We start from the raw sequence: 19,999 nt of genomic DNA on the forward strand, positions 1-19,999 counted from the left end.
AAAATTTTTATTACTATTGATTTTAATCTTTATTATTAATATAATATTTAACCTAGAAAAAATTTAGTTTTAGAGTATATTAAATGCGTTCCAAAAGAATATATAACATAAAAACTTTTATTTATAATAATAAAATAGTAACTTTGGATCAAATATGCAATGAATTTAAAATATCCAAAAGCACCATAAGAAGAGATATACAGGATTTATTATCATCTGATAAAAGATTCAAAAAAATATATGGCGGTATAAAATTAGATTCTGAAAATAGCTCTGTACCTTTCAATGAAAGAAAAATTACAAATGCTGAAAATAAAATATTAATAGCAAAAAAAGCAGCTGAATTAGTTAAAGATAATGATATTATATTTATAGATTTTGGTACAACTGTTTTGAATATAGTAGATTATTTAAAGCATATAAAGAATCTTACAGTTATAACAAATAATTTGGAAGTTATATATAAAACTATAAATTATGAAAATATGAATGTCATATCTTTATCAGGAGTACTTGATAGAAAAAATTTATCATTGCTTGGAGCATCAAGTGCTAATATACTTAAAACTTTTAATATATCAAAATGTTTTATGTCCACAACAGGTTTATCAGTTACAAATGGCGTTACTGATTTATCTGCATTAGAATCTGAAATAAAATCTATGGCGGTTATTAAAAGTAAAATGGTAGTTCTATTAGCTGATAAAAGTAAATTCAATTGTATCTCATTACAAACATATTGTAATCTCAATCAAATTCATAAATTAATAACAGATGAAATGCCTCCTGATGATATCTATTCCCATCTAAAAGAAAATAATATTGATATTTTAGTTATAAAATAATAATTCTCTAAATTCTTATCATTTTAAATTAAAACCATAGAATTTTTTGACAATATTTTAATTAAGTCATTGACAAGTTTTAATTATTTTTATATAATTATAATATAAAAATAATTATTTTGAGGTTATATTTATGGACTTTATATCAGAATTTAATATTTTTTTGAGTAAGTCTTGCTCAAGTAAAGAAGAGTTATTTGACTTTTTATCAGGAGTTTCAAAAGATTTAGGTATATCAAATGATGCTGATGAAGTGAAGAAAGGATTATTTGATAGGGAGAATGAAGGCTGCACTATTATAGGTGATATGATAGCTATGCCTCATGCCAGATCAGAAGCTATAAATAAACTTCAGGTTATATTGGTATTATTAGAAAATCCAATTGAATATAATAAAGATGAAAATATAGATTTAGCATATTCCATACTAGCTCCATTAAAGGCAAATAATGAATTTATAGATGCATTGAGTTCTGTTGCGACTATTGTACAGAATGATGAACTTCAGGCATTGATAAGAAATTCCAAAAAAGGAGATGAATCAAAGATTATATCAAAGATGGAAGAAGTATTAAAGAACAATGTATAAGATTATAAAAATATAATTAAAAAAACAAGGAGAAATTTTATTATGAAAATAGTAGCAATTACATCTTGTCCTACTGGTGTAGCCCATACTTATATGGCTGCTAGTGCTTTGAAAAAATCTGCATTATCAAATAATGTTGAAATTAAAGTTGAAACTCAAGGTTCTGATGGTATTGGAAATCCATTAACAGCTGATGATATAAAGAATGCAGATTATGTTTTATTTGCAGCTGATAAACCTGTTGAAGATAAAGATAGATTTATCGGAAAGAAAATAATAGAAGTTCCTGTAACTGAAGCGGTAAAAAATTCTGATATTTTGATAAAAAATATAATAAGTGGAAATATTAAATCATATACTTTAGAGTCTTCTTCAGATGAAGATTTAGATGATCTTCTTCAAACTTCTTCAAGAAAAGGAATATACAAACATTTAATGGCTGGATTTTCAAATATGCTTCCTTTTATTATAGCAGGAGGTATATGTATAGGTATTTCATTTGCATTTGGAATAACAGCGTCAAATCCTCAATCTGCTGATTATAATCCTATAGCTGGATTTTTTGATACAATAGGAGGAGGAAAAGTAGGAGCTTTTAGTTTAATTATAGCTATATTATCTGCTTATATTGCTAATAGTGTAGGCGGTAAATCAGCATTTATGCCAGGTATGGTAGCTGGTTTATTGGCTAATTATTATAAGACTGGATTTTTAGGCGGTATATTGTCTGGTTTTGTAGCTGGATATGTTGCTATATTATTAAAGAAATTATTGAATAATTTACCTAAATCTATTTCAAGTTTGAAAGGTGCATTATTATATCCTTTATTCGGCTTAATTTTAACTTGTTTGATATTATGGCCCATATTTATGCCTATAGCTAAATTGATGGATTTAATGGTTCAGGGACTTAATGGTATAGGTGCATCTCATAAAGGAATAATAGGTTTGATAGTTGCTGGAATGATGGCTACTGATATGGGTGGACCTATAAATAAAACAGCAGGATTATTTGCTAATGCGGCTTTTGCTTCTGGAAATCCTGATTTTATGAGTGCTATGATGGCAGGGGGAATGGTTCCTCCTTTGGGAATAGCTTTATGTACAACATTATTTGCTAAATATTTCACTGAAACAGAGAGAAAGGCTGGTAAAACTTGTTATTTTTTAGGTGCTTGTTTTATTACAGAAGGAGTAATCCCTTTTGCCGTATCAGATCCTATAAAAGTGATAACTTCATCTATAATAGGTGCTATGGTTTCAGGTTTTTTTACTCAGTATTTCAATATTGTTATGATGGCTTCACATGGAGGTATTTTTGTAATACCTATAACAAATAAACCTATATTATATACTGTAATAATAATTTTAGGTTCTGTTATCACTGCTTTAGTTTTAGGTTTTTGGAAAAAATTTTCTGTAAAGAATTAATATAAATAATTGGGAGGAATAAAATTATGTCTATTGTAACTTTAAAAGATGCTTTGAATAGAGCAAAAAAAGATAAATATGGTATAGGAGCTTTTAATATAAGTTCTTTTACTTTTTTAGAAACAGTTATTGAAGCTGCTGAAGCTAAGAGGAGTCCTGTTATAGTACAAATTGCTGAAGGTCATATAGCTGATATGCCTCGTTTTGATTCTTTTTGTAAAGCTGTTGTAAATATGGCTTCTTCAGCATCAATTCCTGTTGTGGTGCATTTGGATCATGGTCAAACATTACCTATTGTTATGATATGTATACAAAATGGTTTTTCTTCTATAATGATGGATGCTTCTTCTTATCCTTATGAAGAGAATATTAAAAAGACTAAGGAGATAGTTGATATATGTCATAGTGTAGGAATATCTGTGGAAGGGGAATTAGGAACTATTGGTGGAGCTGAGGCTAATATTGTAAGAGAAGAAGATGCATTTACAAATCCTGATGAAGCTTTAGATTTTGTAAATAAAACACAAATAGATGCTTTGGCTATATCTATAGGAAATGTTCATGGAAATTATAAGGGAGAACCTAAATTAGATTTTGAAAGATTGGAAAATATATCTAAAGCAACTAATTTACCTTTAGTTTTGCATGGTGGCTCTGGAATATATGATGATGATTTCAGAAAGGCTGTTACTCTTGGAATATGCAAGATAAATTTCTATACTGGAAATTGCAAATCTGCTGGTAAAGCTGTTATGGATTTCGTTAAAGAAGATCCTGAAAAAAATGGTACTGATTTAATGAAATTGATTAAGGGTATAAGAAAAAATGTTTATGAAACTGTTTGCCACAATATTGATGTATTTGGAAGTTCAAATAAGGCTTGGTAATAATTAAATCTTTATTTTAGGTACAAATAAAAAATTGTTTGTACCTTTTTTGTGTATAATTTTTGTTTTTATGATAAAACTCTTATTTTAAAGAAACTACTGAATAATATTTTATAATAAAAAAATCATATATTTGAGAAATTTGTTGACAAAAATGTATATAAATACTATAATTATAGTGCAAAAAATAAATTTTAGGAGTTTAAAAATGGCTAGATTTACCATACCTAGAGATTTATACTATGGCGATAATGCTATGGAAGAATTAAAAAACTTAAAAGGTTATAAAAAAGCTATAATTGTTACAGGCGGTTCTTCTATGAAAAAAGGAGGATTCCTAGTAAAATGTGAGCAGATATTAAAAGACACTGGTTTAGAAGTAAAAATTTATGACGGTGTTGAGCCTGATCCTTCTATAGAAACAGTTTATAAGGGTGCTGAGGCTATGAGAGAATTTAATCCTGATGTAATAGTAGCATTAGGCGGTGGTTCTTCTATCGATGCTGCTAAAGCTATGTGGGTATTCTATGAATATCCTGAGAAAAAATTCGATGATATTAAAACTCCTTTCACTATGCCTAAACTTAGAAAGAAAGCTATATTTGTAGCAATTCCTTCTACAAGCGGTACAGCTTCAGAAGTTACAGCATTCTCCGTTATAACTGATTATTCTACAAACATTAAATACCCATTAGCAGATTTTGAAATTACTCCTGATATTGCAATACTTGATTATTCTATACCTATGACTATGCCTGAAAAAATATCTGCTGATACTGGTATGGATGCTTTGACTCACTCTGTAGAAGCTTATGTTGCATGTCTTAGAAGCGATATAACTGATGCTTTGGCTATTAAAGCTATTGATATGATTGTTCATAATATAGAAAAAGCAGCAAAAGGCGATAAAGAGGGAAGAGCAAAACTTCATGTGGCTCAGTGTTTAGCTGGTATGTCTTTCTCTAATGCTTTACTTGGTATAGTTCATAGTTTAGCTCATAAAACAGGTGCGGAGTTCCACATTACTCATGGAAGATGCAATGCTATACTTCTTCCTTATGTTATTCAGTATAATTCAAAAGTTTGTGCTGACAGATTTGCAGATATTGCTAGAATGCTTAAACTTTCTGGAAACACCGATGCTGAGCTTACTGCTTCTTTAGTAAATAAAGTTAAAGAGTTGAATGCTAAATTAGGCATTAAACAAACTTACAAAGAAAACGGCGTAGCTGAAGATCATTTCAAACAAAAATGTGATGAAATAGTTAAAAATGCAGTTGCTGATCCTTGTACTGGTTCTAACCCAAGAGAAACAGATGTTACCAATATGAAAAAAGTGTTAGAAGCAGCTTATTACGGACATGATGTTAACTTTTAATTAATATATTTTAATAATAGTTTTACCCAAGTATTATTTATTAATGCTTGGGTTTTTTTATTATTTTTTAATAATACTACGCATATTGAGCATACTTATAATAAATTAATTGCAATTTAAATAATAATAGTCAAACATTAACCTTGCTTTAAATAAGTAAAAAATCTGAATATAGTTGGGTTGTCAGTTATATTTTTAGTCTAGACTTTAAATATAAAAAAAATTAATTTAAAAATTAAACAGAAAATCTAAAGGGCGGTATTTTTTTATAAATTATAAATTATATAATGTATTTGAATGTCATTATCATAATTTAAAAACATTAAATAAAATAAAGGGCTTATCCTTGATTAAAAGTAAAAGCCCTTATTTTTCATTAAGTTAATTTTGTAATTTACAAATCAATTTTTATCATCCCATTGAGTAATAGCATCATCAGTTTTTAAATCTTCTATTAAGTTTTTATGGAATTCAGGCTCTTTATGTTCCTTGAGCTGACTAACATAATGTCTAGTAAGTAAGTAGATAGGTTTATTAAGAATTACCATTATGATGATGTTTAATAAAGCCATAAAGCCCATAAACATATCTCCTGCTCCCCATATAGTTTTGAACTCGGCTAATGATCCTGCAAATACCATACCTATAGTCATAAGCCCTACTATTAAATAAGATACAAAACTATCTTTTACAGCAGTAGCACCTGTTTTTATATAGAAGAAATTTCCTAATATAGAACTGTATGAGAAAAATAAGATACATACAGTAATAAAAATAGAACCAAAACTTCCTAAATGTGATTCCATAGCATATTGGAATAAATTGATACCTTCTATAGATTTAATTTGTTCCATAGCTTTAGGAGATAAAAGAAGTATGAATCCAGAGATAGAACATATTAATATAGTATCAGTAAATACAGAAAACATTTGTATAAGACCCTGTTTACAAGGGTGAGAAGTATGAGCAGCAGCTGCAGCATGCGGAGCACCTCCCATACCTGCCTCATTTGAGAATAATCCCCTTTTTAAACCATTTGAAATAGTTATACCTATTGCTCCCCCAAAAACAGCACTAGGTTTGAAAGCCTGTATAAAAATATTTTGAAATGCAGCAGGTACTGAATGCAAATTAGTAAAGAATATGAAAAGTCCCATAAGTATATAAGGTATAGCCATAACAGGAACTATGAATACACATGCATGAGTTATAGTATCTCTTTTTTTACTGAATAATATTATACCTGTAATCACTGTTAAAATAATAGCAGTTATATTAACAGATATATTATATTTTGATAATGCATTTGATATTGTATTAGCCTGAACACCATTAAATGTTGTATAGGTAAATATCATACATAATGCAAATAATATAGCCAATACAGGTTTTTTTAATTTGCTTTTGATGTAGAAAGAAGCTCCTCCTATAAACTTTCCAGTAGAATCTTTTTCTTTATAAAGCTGAGCCAATGTACTTTCAGTAAAAGCCAAACTTCCGCCTAAAAGTGCCATAAGCCACATCCAAAATAAAGCACCAGGTCCTCCAGCAGAAACAGCTCCCATAACACCAGTAATATTTCCTGTACCAACTCTTGAGGCAGTACTTATACAAAAACTTACAAATCCTGAAACTCCATCACCTTTTTCATGCTTTGAAAATAAAAGCTTTAAAGCATGTATTGAATGTGATATTTGTATGCCTCTTAATCTTATAGTAAAGAAAATAGATATTACTAAAAATACTGTCAATAACAAATAACCATACATTACATTATTTGTATTCGTTATTATATCATTAATAATTTTCATTTTTTATCCTTATTCTTAAGATTTTAGATATTATATTATACAATAAATATATATTTTTTGATACATGAAAAAATATAAAAATTACCGTTCTTATTTTACTTCAAAGAATCAAGCTTTTTTATAACTTCGCTTTTTTTCTTCATGTATCTGTCATAAAGTACTGGATTGGGTTTCTCATTATTTATGATATAAAGATTATAATTAATAGTTTCAAGAAGTTTATTATAATATATTTGAGAATTATATTTATCTCCCAAATTATAATATATTTCAGATAATTCCTCCAAAGACTCATCATCATTTTTATTTATATCTATTATTTTTTTTAGATACTCTATTACTATATTTCCATTTTTGTTCATATCCCTTTTTAGAAGATATACAGCATCTTTTATTATATTGGCATCTTTATCATAAATTTCTATAGATTTATGATAATATATTGAAGCATTATCATAATCATTTTTTAATATATATGCTTTGGCTAATTTTTCATAATATATATAATAATATTTTTTTGCCTCTATAGCATTAAGATAATGTTCTATACTTTTTTCTATATCTTCAAAAGTAACATTAACTTTATATTTACTATAATAAAAATCCCCTAAAGTAGATATAGAATAATGATTATCTTTGCCCAAATATTTGATTGTATTATCAGATATTATTTTTATATCATTAATAGCAGTATTATCTCCTATTGTCATCAGATATTCCAGATAATCTATATTAAAATAAATATTATCTTTATAAAAATTAAAGAAATATTTGTAAATATCTGTATTAGCAATATCAACTATTTTTTTGCTGTAATAACCTATAAGAGAAATATATTCTTCTTCAGTTATAAGATTATATTCTTTATTAATAGAAGAGTATGAATATATATGTTTCAAAACTTTATTTATAGTTTCAAATAATTTTTCTTCTTTGCAGAAAATATTTTTTTCAAACCATTCATCAGGTTTTTTCCTATTATATACTACATAATTAAATATAAAACCTTTTTTGTATTCAGTTATATTATATAGAATTGAAATATCTGCATTATTATTAATTGTAAGTTCTTTAATTTTTGATTTTATTTTTTTATAATCATTTGTTTTATCTGAAGGGATTATATAGTAATCGGAATATAGAAATAGATTTTTTGTTATAAGATCATGAGAGGCATATATTGCATAATTATCAGAGAAATCCGTTTTAAAAATTAAAATTTTTTTTTGGGCAAAAGATATGCTTCCAATAAGAAAAAATATAAAAAATAATTTCTTTATCATATTCAAACAATATACAATATAAATATTAAAAAATCTATACTTGTATTTTATTTTGTAACATTATATCATTATAAAAATCATTAGGAGATTATATGTCAAATATTTTAGACGGAAAAGAATTATCAAAAAAAATAAAAGAGAGAATAAAAAAGGAAGTAGAACTTTTTGAAAGAAAGCCAAGAATAGATTTTTTATATTTTGAAGATGATAAATCTACTGAAGTATATTTTACAAGAGCTAAGAAACAGGCTGAGAATATTGGCATTATAGGTTCACTTCATAATCTTCCTGTAAATACATCAGAAAAAGATTTTTTAACTTTAATAGAATATTTAAATAAAGAAAAAGAAACCAGTGCAATAATGATTCAAATGCCTTTACCTAAGCATATAAATAAAAAGAATGTTTGTGAAACTATTTCAATAGAGAAGGATGTTGATGCTATATCACATATTAATTTGGGTAGGATATTTATAGGAGATAGCAATTTAGCTCCTTGTACTGCCAAAAGTGCTATGGCATTATTGGAAGAATCTGGAGTAAAAATAGAGGGTGCGAATGCTGTTATTATAGGAAGAAGTGAAATAGTTGGTAAGCCTTTAGCTCATTTACTTTTACAGAAATCTGCCACTGTTACTATAGCTCATTCAAAGACTAAAAATTTGAAAGATATTTGTAAGAATGCTGATATATTATGCGTATCTATAGGAAAGGCTGAGTTTATAACAGGAGAATATATAAAAGAAGGAGCTGTTGTTATTGATATAGGAATCAATGTATTGAATGACGGTTCTTTGAAAGGCGATGTAAATTTTGAAGAGGCATCAAAAATTGCTTCTTATATTACTCCAGTACCAAATGGGGTAGGAAGTGTAACTGTTGCTATGCTTTTTGATAATTTGATTTACCTGCACAAAAATATAATTAATAAAAATAATTAATAAATATAGGCAATGTTAATAAGATTATAGTAATAGATAATCTTTCAATGGTTTTTAATATAATATTAGCTACAATATTTTTAAATGAAACTTTAAATATAAAATCCGCTTGGGTGGGTATTAACAATTCTCATTTGGCATTAATGAAAATAAAAGTTCTATTTGATTAATAAAATTTTTAAGTCTAGAGGGTGGGGTATGTAATAAAAATTTTATTCTTAATACTAATTCTTTTTAATTTATTTAATTCTTTATATATACATTAAAAACTTGAAAAAATTATAACTTATACTAAAATATATATATGATTTTATTTAAGAGGCAGTTAATGAAAAAAATAAATAATATTTTAACAATAGTTTTTTTAATAATTTTTATTTTTTCTAATTATTTATATTCCAATGAGAATAAAGTTTATGTTATAAAGAAACAAGAATTTCAAGAAATAAATAGATGGTATGCAGGATATATAAAAAAGGCATTGGATAAAGCTTCTGAAGATAATGTTGATTTAGTTATTTTAGAGCTTGATACACCGGGAGGATTATTATCTTCTGCATTATCTATTAAAGGTTATATAATTGATAGTGCAGTTCCAGTAATTGTTTATATTAATAAGAATGCATTATCTGCTGGTGCTTTAATATCATTAAGTGCCAAAGAGATTTATATGTCAGACGGAAGTGTAATAGGGGCTGCTACTCCTGTTTATTTGAATGGAAATGAACCGAAAAAAGCTGGAGAAAAAGAAATAAGTGCTATGCGTGCCGCTATGAGGGCATCTGCTGAATCTTCAAAAAAGAATGTCAGAGCTTCTGAAGCTATGGTTGATGAAACTATAACTTTAAATAAAAAAGATGATGGAATTGATTTGGATAGTAAAACTCTCCTTACATTAAGTGCTGATGAGGCAGTTAAAATCAATATAGCTGATAAAAAGGCTAATTCTATAAATGAAATATTAAAATTAAAAAATATTGAAAATGCTGAGATAATAAATATTGAGGAAGAAGGTTATGATTCTGTATTAAAATTTCTTCTTAATCCATTTATATTAAGTATTTTAATGTCAGTAGGAATGGCTGGAGTATATCTTGAAATAAAAACTCAAGGATTTGGAGTTGGAGGAGTAACTGCTATAATAGCTTTTAGCATATTTTTCTTTGCTCAGTTTTTTTCGGGTAGCAGCAGTTTCATAGCTCCTGCAGTATTTATACTTGGAATTATTTTACTTGGAGTTGAAATATTTCTTATACCAGGTTTTGGAATTACTGGAATACTCGGTATATTAGCTATAGTAACTGGTATATTTCTCTCTTTTGGTATTCATAATATAGCGGCTGCTGTTTTTGTTATATTTGTATCATTGATTATAGATATAATTCTTATACTATTAATAGCTAGATTTATGACTAAATCAAAAGATTTTAAAAATAAAATTACATTAGATAGCGATACTTCAGGATATCATTCAAGTATTTCTTATGATGATTTAATTGGTAAGAATGGTATTGCTGATACTTTTTTCAGACCTTCTGGATATATTCTTATCGATGGAAAGAAATATGATGCCGTTAGTGAAGGCGAGTTCATAGATAAAGGCAGTAATTTAAAAGTGGTATTAGTAGAGGGAAATAGAATAGTAGTAAAAAAATACAATCAATGATACTTCAAGTATGAATTTATATTGAATATTATATAAATTTATACCTGAATATTAACAATAATCATAGCATTACCCTCTATAAAATATTTTTTACAAGTAAATCAAATGTTTACATAACATTATAATTGAACAAAAAAAATATATATTAAGCCAATGAACTAAAAGCTCTTACAGAAGATATATCTATTCTAAGCTGTAGAACATATCTTTTACCATCACGTCCTATAGCATAAGTGTATCTACTTGAAAGAGGCGACATACCGCTTCCCTGCTGGCTTATTTTTTGTATATTAGTAGGATTTTGCTGAACTGGAATATTTACTTTAGGGGCTTGTGCCTGTACAGTTTGCTGTATATTGTTATTATCTATTTTATTAATAGTCATACTAATAACTCCTTTATTTAGTAATTAACTGTTAATATTAACGGTAATATAAAAAAAACCTTAACTATATTTTTATTAGATTAAATTAAATATATTTTTTAAATATTATTATATAATTTCTTGATTTTTTAATAAAAATGTTATAGCCTATAATATATAAGGGGTAATTCTTATGAGTAAAAAACTTCCTATGATAATTTTGAGTACAACAATAATCACAGTATCAGCAGCTTTATTCGTATTGAGAAGAAAAAGTAATAATGAAGAATTTCATATAAAAAGCTATGATGGAAAATTTGATATAATGTTCAATAATGAATGGAAATTATCAAAAACCAAAAATGAACTTAATGAAAACTCCAATTTAGAGGCAATTAATAGTAAAAATGGAATATGTTTTATAATGTTCTCCAAAGCAAAATATGAATTAAATAATATTAGTTTAGATGAATATAATGATAGTATTTTAAGTAGCATAAAAGGGGAGAATATTATTGCTTCAAATAAAATAATAATAAATAATAAAAATATATATATGACAGAATTTGATTCTTATTATGAGAATATGCTTATTCATTATCTTTTATATACTTTAGAAACAGAGAATTATTATCATCAGATTATGGCAGCATTAATAAATAATAATCTTAAAAATGATTATAAAAAACAGTGTAAGCAAATAAATGATATTTTATATACAATAAGAGAATTATAATATCTAATGATAAGAGCCGTATTAATATTGTTTTTGACTATTTATACATTTGCTTCTGCCGAACAGAAAATATTCATATCTACAAAATTAAAAGGAAATGATCTTCGTAAGGAGATTTTAAAATGGGTAAAAAAAGAGGCAGCTAATAATAAATTCAGCAGTTATGATAATGGAGCTGTGTATTTATTTTTTGTATCAAATAATATAATAGATAATAATTCATTATGTTTTGATATCAATTTTCATTTAGAATACGATAAGTTTATAGTAGATTTTTCCAATGCAAAATTATTAGATAATACTACAGGAAATACAAAAGAGTTAAAATTCAGTACTTGGAATACTCTCACCAATAGCGGATGGTTCAAAGAATATAATGAAATAATTTCTGAGATAATAGATGAATTAGAAGAACTTATAAGTAAGAAATAAATCTTTATACATCTATACCCAAAAAATGTTTTACTAAAAGTCCTACTAAAAAACTTATGCCTGCCACAGTAAGACTTATTCCAGCCATTTCAATAAATCTCTTTTTGAATGGAAGACTTTTGGCAACGGATATATAATAAGTGAAGAAAAATATTATAAATATAACCGTACAAAGCATAGTAACTAATGCATATAAATAATGATTGCTTGGAAATATGATATATGGAAGTATTAAAAGAGTAACGGTTATTAAATACATAATTCCTGTATATGAACATGATTTAAATGCATTTTTATTGCCGTCTGCTTTGGCTGATAAATATTCTGAAGAGGCCATAGAAAGTGTAGCTGATATTCCAGTGATTATTCCTGATAATGCTATGAGTTTATTATTCTGCAAGGCAAAACTAAGTCCTGCTAAAGTTCCGCTTATTTCTACCAAAGCATCGCTCAATCCCAAAACCATAGAACCTACATATTTTAATCTATCTTCATCTAAAATGGATATAAGTCTATTCTCATGTTCATCTTCATCAAAGGCTATCTTTTTGGCATCTGGAACTTCGGATACTATTTTTGAATATATATATTCTGCATTTTTTTCTCCATTTTCCATTATTTTTATAACGAAAGTATATCCGAATATAAAGCTTAATATGAAAGATTTAAATACTTTGAGCTTTTGAGGTTTTAATTTTTTATTTGTATATTGCTCTAAAATTTTTGAATGAACATATTCCTCTTTTGCCATATTTATGAGTACTTTTTTATCATCTTCTTTTTTTACAAATTTTACCAAATTTAAATAGACAGCATATTCTGTTATCTCATTTTGCTGCATTTCAAGTAAAAGTTTTAAAGTATTTTCAGAAATATTATTATCCATTTGCTTTTCCAATAAAAAATATTATTAAGATATATTATATACTAATATAAAATAAATAAAAATATAATTGTAAATTAATTTTTAATTTTATTTTTATAGAAATAAACCAATAAAGCAGCTGATATTGTGAGAATCATACCTATTATAGAATATATATCTATAATCTCTTTAAACATAAATACACTAAAAATATATGAGAATATTACTCCTGTATAATTATATATACTAACCGCAGAAACAGGAGCTTTTTTATACGCCACTGTTAGGAATAATTGTCCGAATCCTGCAAATATTCCTATAAGCAAGAGCAATAATATTTCAAACAAGTTAGGAATAACAAAACTCTTTATAAAAAATAATGAAAACAAGCATGAGAATAATGAGAAATAAAATATAATTAATGCATTACTTTCCTTTCCCTTCAAAGAACCTATTATAGCATATGATATACCAGCAAACATAGCAGCAGATAAGGCAATTAATGCAGGAAAAATATTTGAGTTCATAGTTGGTTTTATTATGAATACAGAACCTATTGCAGCAACTGTCATACCAAGCCATTGAACTTTTAATATCTTTTCTTTAATTAATAAAAATGCAAAAAAACTAGACCAAAAAGGAGATGTCTTTTTAAGCACTGATGCATCTGCAAGCACCATATTATTAGTAGCATAAAAATAGCATATAATACCCAAATATCCAGAAACAGAGCGGCACATAATAGATACTACATTTTTTTTATCTGGAAAAGGTTTTTCTTTATTTTTTATCATGATAAAGGCACTAATAAATAATGTAACAAAGTTTCTAGCAAAAACCTGTTCCATTACTGGTATATTAGATCCTGAAATTTTTACGGCTATTTCCATTATGCTAAATGATAGAGCAGAAAATATTATAAATAAAGAGCCTAATTTTATATTGTTATTTGAGTCATTAATCATATATTTCTTTATTATTATTTATAAATATTTGCCAATATTATATTAAAACAATTGAAAAATCAAGATTTTATAGAGATTATGAAATTTTTATTTACGCACGCAGAGTAAAACTAAAAATATAAATTAATTTGGAATTGCAATTTCAACTATAAATAAAAACGAATTTATCGTGCGTTGTGTATGTAAAAAATTTAAATAGAATTTGGGTGGGCAGTTATATTTAAGTTTTGGCTTAAAAAATAAAAAAAAGCTTTATTATTTTAATTAAGTATAAAGGCTAAAGGGTGGGCTTAAAATGAAGCTATTTTAAGTTTAAAAAATTTATTTACATACCCCGCCCTTTAATATTTTCTGTTATACTTTAAAATTATAATTTTATTATTTTTTAATACTTAATTTGTGCAAGCATGCCCGCCCAAGTGAATTTTTAAATTTACAACTTTCATCTCCTATAAAAAATTAAATTTTATTTAAATAAAATAAAAAAGAAACTTACTTTATATTAAGATAAGTATACCGAAAATTTGTTATCGTAATTATATTTTTATTAACAAAACAAAAATAAATTTATAGTATTTTTATATATTATAGATTAAATTAATTGATTATTTTTTAATAGAATTGTATAATTATATAATATATTTAAGACAGGAAAAGAGATGTATATAAAGAATCTTAATTTGCATGGATTCAAATCATTTGCCATAGAAACCAATATAGAGTTCAATGAAGGCGTTACAGTGGTACTTGGTCCTAACGGTATAGGAAAAAGTAATATTGTAGAGGCTTTTCTATGGGTTATGGGTGAGCAGTCTGCCAGTAGATTAAGAATAGACAGTTCTAAAGGTCTTGAAAGTGTAATATTTCATGGTACAGATAGTAGAAAACCATCTTCTCTTGCTCAGGTAGCACTTACTTTGGATAATAAGGTGAGATGGATAAAAAAATATGATATAGATGAAGTTATAGTTACGCGTAAATATTATAGAAAAGGTTTATCCGAATATTATATCAATGATGAGCAGGTAAGATTAAAAGATGTAGTTGATATGTTTTTGGATACAGGACTTGGCAAGAATGCATATTCAGTTATTAAGCAGGGTACTGTATCAGAGATAGCAAAGCAGAAACCTGAAGAGAGAAGAAGCATTATTGAAAATGCAGCAGGAATAAGCAAGTATCTTGAAAGGAGAAGAGAAGCTGCCAAAAAATTAGAAGAGTCAGAAAGAAATCTTGATAATGTAAAAATAGAAATAAAGAATGCTGAGAAACATTATAAATCTTTAAAAGAGCAGGCAGCAAGAACAGAGAAATATTATAATCTTAAAGATGAACATAAAAAGATAAATATTAGTTTGAATGTTAATCAGGTAAAAAAATTAAAAATCACTTTAGAAGATCAGAATAAAACTCTTGAAGAGCAGACTAATAAAAGACAGGAATTGGAAAAAGAACTTCAGGATTTGGATAAACAAAAACAGCAGGAACTTCTAAAATTTGAAGAAACTAGAACATTATCAATAGAGCTTGATAAGCAGGTTTCTCTCATTATGACAGAGCTTACTCATATAGAGAAGATGTCCAATCAATTAAAGAATCAGCTTGATAATGCGGGCAAAGAAAAAGAAGAAACTATCAATAGAAAAAATTCTCTTTTAAAAAGAATAGAAGAAGATAAAGCTCAAATAGCAGAACTAGAAGAAGAAGTAAAAATTATAGCAGAAAATATAGAAAAATCTCTTAAAGAACAGGAAATAGAAGAAACGAATATTGCAAATGAGCAGAATAAAATAGCAAGTTTAAATGATCAAATATCCTCTATTACTCAGGAAAATCAAAATGCTACTTTAAAAATAGCCGATGCTAGAGAAAGACAATTAGAGGTTATAAATAAAATAATAACAGAGATAGATGAAAAGAAAAAAGATGTAATTGGAAACAGCTTTTATCAGAATATAGGAAAGCATGAAAGTGATATTGATATTGGCTTTAATAATTTACTTAATGCTATAAATATTAAAATGAATAGCATAAAAGAATTTGAAGATGATGGGGTACTTTCAAATTTAAATGAGCTTAGTTATAATTCACTTTGCAGTTTTATTAGGAATTTAGGTGAGGGTTTAGAAACAGAGAAAAAAGACGCATTATTTTTGCAAGGTATTTTTAAAGAATATACTAGAATAAAGGATCCTTTTGTAGATTTGCTTTTTGATAAGGAAGGAACCTATATGCAAAAGGAAGCTATAGATAAAGAGATTTCTGATTTAGAGAATTTTATAAAAAATAATTTAGAGAAAATAGAAGAGATTAATAATCAAATAAAAATTTCTACTGAAAATATTAATAGGGGGAATTCTAATCTTACAACTCTTACAATAGAAAGAGCTAAATATGAAACAAATAAAAAAGCATCTGAAGATAGAAAAGAGATGATAATAAAAAGTATGAAAATGATAGAAGAAGAATTTGCATCTCTTAATGAAAAAATAAATAGACTTGAAGAAGAGTATAAAAAACTTAATGAAGAATATAAAGAGAATTCAATAAATTTTAAAGAATTAGAGAAAAAGAAATCAAAAACAGAAAGTGAATCCAGACATAAAGCTAATGAAATAAAAAAGGCAGAATCTGCATTATCAAATTTTGAAACGAGTTTGGCTAAAAGAGTAAAAAAGCTCAATGAAATAAATGAAAACATTACAAGAGTGGGGGAGAGAATCAATCAAAGTAATGATAAGATAAAAGATATTTATTCTCACTTCTATGAAAATTATGCTCTTAATTTGAAAGATTTTGAAGAGAATACTCAAAATTTAATAGATGAAGAATCCTATAAAAATAAGCTTAATACTATTAATGAAAGAATAAAAAATCTCGGGCATATAAATGAAATGGCTTTAGATGAATATCAAGAAGCCAAAAATAGATTTGAATTTTTAAGCAAGCAAAAAGAGGATTTAGAGAAATCAAAAGAAGAGATATTAAAAATAATAGCCGATGCCAATAAAAAGGCAGGAGAAGATTTCTTAAAAACATTCAATGAAATAAATAAAAAATTCTCTGAAACATTTAAAATATTATTTGGCGGCGGAAATGCTGGACTTAAAATACAAAATGAAGAAGATTTATTAAATAGTCCTATAGATATATTTGCACAGCCTCCTGGTAAAAAGATGGAGAATATAGTATCTTATTCAGGTGGCGAGCTTACTATGACAGGTCTTGCTTTGGTATTTGCCATATTTTTATACCGTCCAAGTCCATTCTGTATACTTGATGAGGTGGATGCGGCACTTGACGGAGCTAATATTATAAGATACAAGAATATGGTTAAAAAACTTTCGGATAGAACTCAGTTTTTAATAATTACTCATGATGAAGTATCCGCTACTATAGCCGATGCTTATTATGGAATAACTGCAGAAGAAAAAGGTGTTTCAAAAATATTCACAGTAAAAGTAGATAAAGAAGGCAAAGTTAATGGAAGTGAAGAGAAATTGGTAAGTATGGAATGATTTTTAATATAATAAAAGAGTCTATACATTAAATGCATAGACTCTTTTTTAAGGGAAAATAAAGTCTATTCATCTATATCATTAATTATTATATTGTTATATTCGTTAATCAATAAATTATATTCTTCATCGTCCAAAAATAAAAAGCCATTATTCAAACTAGTCATATTATATCCTCCTTTTTCCTTTCATCAAATCCTTTTGGGGAACATATTAGCTTATATAGATAATATACAAAAATTTCAAACAAAGAAAAGAACTTTTTAATTTATGTATATATTGAAAGTTAATGAAAATCTAGGTATTAAAGAATTTATTTACATACCCCGCCCTTTAAAATTTATAATCTAATATGCAATTACAATTTTTCTTTTTTTAATTGCCGAAAAAGAATTTACAGCACCCACCCTAGCTTTATATAAATTTTTTAATTATTCATCAGACCACATTCTTTCTACTTTTGATATTCCTATTATATCGAAACATATTCCAAGTATTTTTTTTACTGATTTAATAAGAGTGAGTCTTTCCTGTCTTATTTCATTATTGTCCTCAAGTACTATATTATCATAATAGAATCTATGCAAAGCACTAGCAAGATCATAAGTATAATTTATAAGAGTATAAACTTCTAAAGATTTAGCCGCTTCATATATTTCATCGGGAAATCTCAATATCATTTTCGTTAATTTTAATGAACTTTCATTAGCTATCTTTGAAATATCAAAAGCCTTATTGTTATCATAAGACATATTTTTTTCTTCTAGTTTGAAGAATATATTACAAATTCTAGCATAAGCATATTGAACATAATAAACAGGATTATCATTATCTTTTTTCTTAGCAAGCTCCAAATCAAAATCAAGAGAACTAGAATATGAACGCATAAGAAGGAAATATCTAGTAGGATCGACACCTATTTCATCGATAACATCTTCAAGACTTATCATATCTCCTGTTCTTTTACTCATTCTCACAAGTTCATTTCCTCTGTAAAGACGAACCAATTGTCCTAGTATTACTTTCAAAGAGGCAGTATCTTTACTAACAGCCCTAACAGCAGCAGTGATTCTAGGTACATATCCATGATGATCAGCACCCAATATATTTATCAAATAATTATAACCTCTGTCAATTTTATTTTTATGATAAGTTATATCTGGGGCAAAATATGTATAAGTACCATTACTCTTTTTCACAACTCTATCTTTATCATCTCCGTATTTTGTACTTTTGAACCAAACAGCATTATCTTCCTCAAATAAAAGTTTTTCTTTATCAAGAAAGTCCATAGTTTTTTCTAATTCTCCGCCTTCTCTTATTTTTAATTCAGAGGCATAATTGTCCATATAGGTACCGAATCTTTCTAATAATTTTTTCTGGCTTTCTAATATAATATCTTTCGGAATACCTTCCTGAGCAGCAACATCTTTTATATATGAGCCATGATATCCGTCTTCTGGAATCTCTTTTCCTTCTTTTACAGCATTAACACTTTCATTTAATTTAGTTATTTGCTCTCCTGCATCATTAACATAAAACTCCTGATAAACATCATGTCCTACATATTTTAATATATTTGATAATGCACTTCCAATAGCCGCCCATCTTCCATGACCTATATGAAGAGGACCTGTAGGATTGGCACTTACATATTCTACTAATATTTTCTTTTTATCTTCTGCAGTGTTTTTACCATAATCATTATTATTTAATAATTCATTAATACATTCATTTATATAGCTATGTGATAAAGTTAAATTAATAAATCCTGGTTTTGCTACTTCTATTTTTTCAAAATATTTTTTATCTATTTTTTCAGCTATGGAGTTTGCTATTTCAAGAGGATTTTTTTTAAGTACTTTAGCAAGTCTCATAGCAGTAGGACAAGCATAATCGCCGAACTTATCATCTACTGCATATCCAATTTCTACATAAGATTCGATATTTTCAATATTTGTATCTTTTAAATATTCTTTAAGTGTTTCTTTTAGGATATTTGAGATAATAGTTTTTAGCATATGCTCTCCGTAAAGTTTAAAATATTTTTTAATATATAGAGTATATCAAAGATTATAAGTTCTGCAAGTATAATTTTGATATGTTACAAATTATTTTAATTCCTAAATAAATCTTGGGCGGGTATGCTTTTATGAATAGGTACTAAAAAATAATAAAGTTAGAATAGTAAATAAAAGTAAAAAATATAAAAGGGAGGGGAATGTGAAGAAAGTTAAAAATTTAAATTACACCCCCCACCCTTTAAATTCAAAAACTTTATTCAGTAA

At 26.6% G+C, this 19,999-nt stretch carries 16 protein-coding genes; 10 read left to right on the forward strand and 6 right to left on the reverse strand.

Annotation, left to right across the window (positions count from 1 at the left end; genetic code table 11):
• The first annotated feature begins 83 nt into the window (after positions 1–83).
• The 5 genes from Q1J76_RS10100 to Q1J76_RS10120 all read left to right on the forward strand — a co-directional run bounded on the left by Q1J76_RS10100 (position 84) and on the right by Q1J76_RS10120 (position 5,130).
• Positions 84–845 (forward strand): DeoR/GlpR family DNA-binding transcription regulator, encoded by a 762-nt coding sequence (locus Q1J76_RS10100; protein WP_300369952.1) that lies wholly within the window; start codon positions 84–86, stop codon positions 843–845.
• A 133-nt stretch (positions 846–978) separates the two neighbouring features.
• Positions 979–1,434: a PTS sugar transporter subunit IIA gene (locus tag Q1J76_RS10105; protein ID WP_300369953.1), complete on the forward strand. Its 456-nt coding sequence runs from the start codon at positions 979–981 to the stop codon at positions 1,432–1,434.
• A gap of 42 nt (positions 1,435–1,476) precedes the next feature.
• Complete coding sequence (locus tag Q1J76_RS10110; protein ID WP_300369954.1) at positions 1,477–2,865, forward strand: PTS fructose transporter subunit IIC; 1,389 nt, start codon at positions 1,477–1,479, stop codon at positions 2,863–2,865.
• 26 nt (positions 2,866–2,891) lie between these two features.
• Positions 2,892–3,752, forward strand: coding sequence for a class II fructose-bisphosphate aldolase (locus Q1J76_RS10115; protein WP_300369955.1), 861 nt, complete (start codon positions 2,892–2,894; stop codon positions 3,750–3,752).
• 208 nt (positions 3,753–3,960) lie between these two features.
• Positions 3,961–5,130, forward strand: a complete 1,170-nt coding sequence (locus Q1J76_RS10120; RefSeq protein WP_300369956.1) for an iron-containing alcohol dehydrogenase — start codon at positions 3,961–3,963, stop codon at positions 5,128–5,130.
• A 401-nt stretch (positions 5,131–5,531) separates the two neighbouring features.
• On the opposite strand, the gene Q1J76_RS10125 is transcribed toward Q1J76_RS10120, so the two are convergent.
• Together Q1J76_RS10125 and Q1J76_RS10130 are read right to left on the reverse strand one after the other, a co-directional pair.
• A complete protein-coding gene (locus Q1J76_RS10125; RefSeq protein ID WP_300369957.1) occupies positions 5,532–6,941 on the reverse strand; it encodes an alanine/glycine:cation symporter family protein in 1,410 nt (469 codons plus the stop codon).
• A 95-nt stretch (positions 6,942–7,036) separates the two neighbouring features.
• Positions 7,037–8,224 (reverse strand): tetratricopeptide repeat protein, encoded by a 1,188-nt coding sequence (locus Q1J76_RS10130; protein ID WP_300369958.1) that lies wholly within the window; start codon positions 8,222–8,224, stop codon positions 7,037–7,039.
• Between the two features lie 92 nt (positions 8,225–8,316).
• Between Q1J76_RS10130 and Q1J76_RS10135 the strand changes: the two genes are divergently transcribed.
• Complete coding sequence (locus Q1J76_RS10135; protein WP_300369959.1) at positions 8,317–9,165, forward strand: bifunctional 5,10-methylenetetrahydrofolate dehydrogenase/5,10-methenyltetrahydrofolate cyclohydrolase; 849 nt, start codon at positions 8,317–8,319, stop codon at positions 9,163–9,165.
• A gap of 328 nt (positions 9,166–9,493) precedes the next feature.
• Complete coding sequence (locus Q1J76_RS10140) at positions 9,494–10,831, forward strand: NfeD family protein (RefSeq protein WP_300369960.1); 1,338 nt, start codon at positions 9,494–9,496, stop codon at positions 10,829–10,831.
• Between the two features lie 145 nt (positions 10,832–10,976).
• On the opposite strand, the gene Q1J76_RS10145 is transcribed toward Q1J76_RS10140, so the two are convergent.
• Positions 10,977–11,216, reverse strand: coding sequence for a hypothetical protein (locus Q1J76_RS10145; RefSeq protein ID WP_300369961.1), 240 nt, complete (start codon positions 11,214–11,216; stop codon positions 10,977–10,979).
• Positions 11,217–11,388: 172 nt separating this feature from the next.
• Between Q1J76_RS10145 and Q1J76_RS10150 the strand changes: the two genes are divergently transcribed.
• On the forward strand, positions 11,389–11,931 hold the full coding sequence (locus Q1J76_RS10150; protein ID WP_300369962.1) for a hypothetical protein: 543 nt from the start codon (positions 11,389–11,391) through the stop codon (positions 11,929–11,931).
• A gap of 6 nt (positions 11,932–11,937) precedes the next feature.
• Positions 11,938–12,363 carry a hypothetical protein gene (locus Q1J76_RS10155; RefSeq protein ID WP_300369963.1) on the forward strand — a complete coding sequence of 142 codons (426 nt, stop codon included), beginning with the start codon at positions 11,938–11,940 and terminating at the stop codon, positions 12,361–12,363.
• A gap of 4 nt (positions 12,364–12,367) precedes the next feature.
• Here the strand turns inward: Q1J76_RS10155 and Q1J76_RS10160 are convergent, their stop codons facing one another.
• Positions 12,368–13,249: a VIT1/CCC1 transporter family protein gene (locus tag Q1J76_RS10160; protein ID WP_300369964.1), complete on the reverse strand. Its 882-nt coding sequence runs from the start codon at positions 13,247–13,249 to the stop codon at positions 12,368–12,370.
• A 74-nt stretch (positions 13,250–13,323) separates the two neighbouring features.
• On the reverse strand, positions 13,324–14,193 hold the full coding sequence (locus Q1J76_RS10165; protein WP_300369965.1) for a DMT family transporter: 870 nt from the start codon (positions 14,191–14,193) through the stop codon (positions 13,324–13,326).
• A 659-nt stretch (positions 14,194–14,852) separates the two neighbouring features.
• Here Q1J76_RS10165 and Q1J76_RS10170 point away from each other — a divergent pair.
• Positions 14,853–17,711: a chromosome segregation SMC family protein gene (locus Q1J76_RS10170; protein WP_300369966.1), complete on the forward strand. Its 2,859-nt coding sequence runs from the start codon at positions 14,853–14,855 to the stop codon at positions 17,709–17,711.
• 431 nt (positions 17,712–18,142) lie between these two features.
• Here Q1J76_RS10170 and Q1J76_RS10175 read toward each other — a convergent pair whose 3' ends face one another.
• Positions 18,143–19,732, reverse strand: coding sequence for an arginine--tRNA ligase (locus Q1J76_RS10175; RefSeq protein WP_300369967.1), 1,590 nt, complete (start codon positions 19,730–19,732; stop codon positions 18,143–18,145).
• Positions 19,733–19,999 lie beyond the last annotated feature (267 nt).

The organism is Brachyspira sp. (assembly GCF_029258575.1).
In the GTDB taxonomy this organism is placed as follows: domain Bacteria; phylum Spirochaetota; class Brachyspiria; order Brachyspirales; family Brachyspiraceae; genus Brachyspira.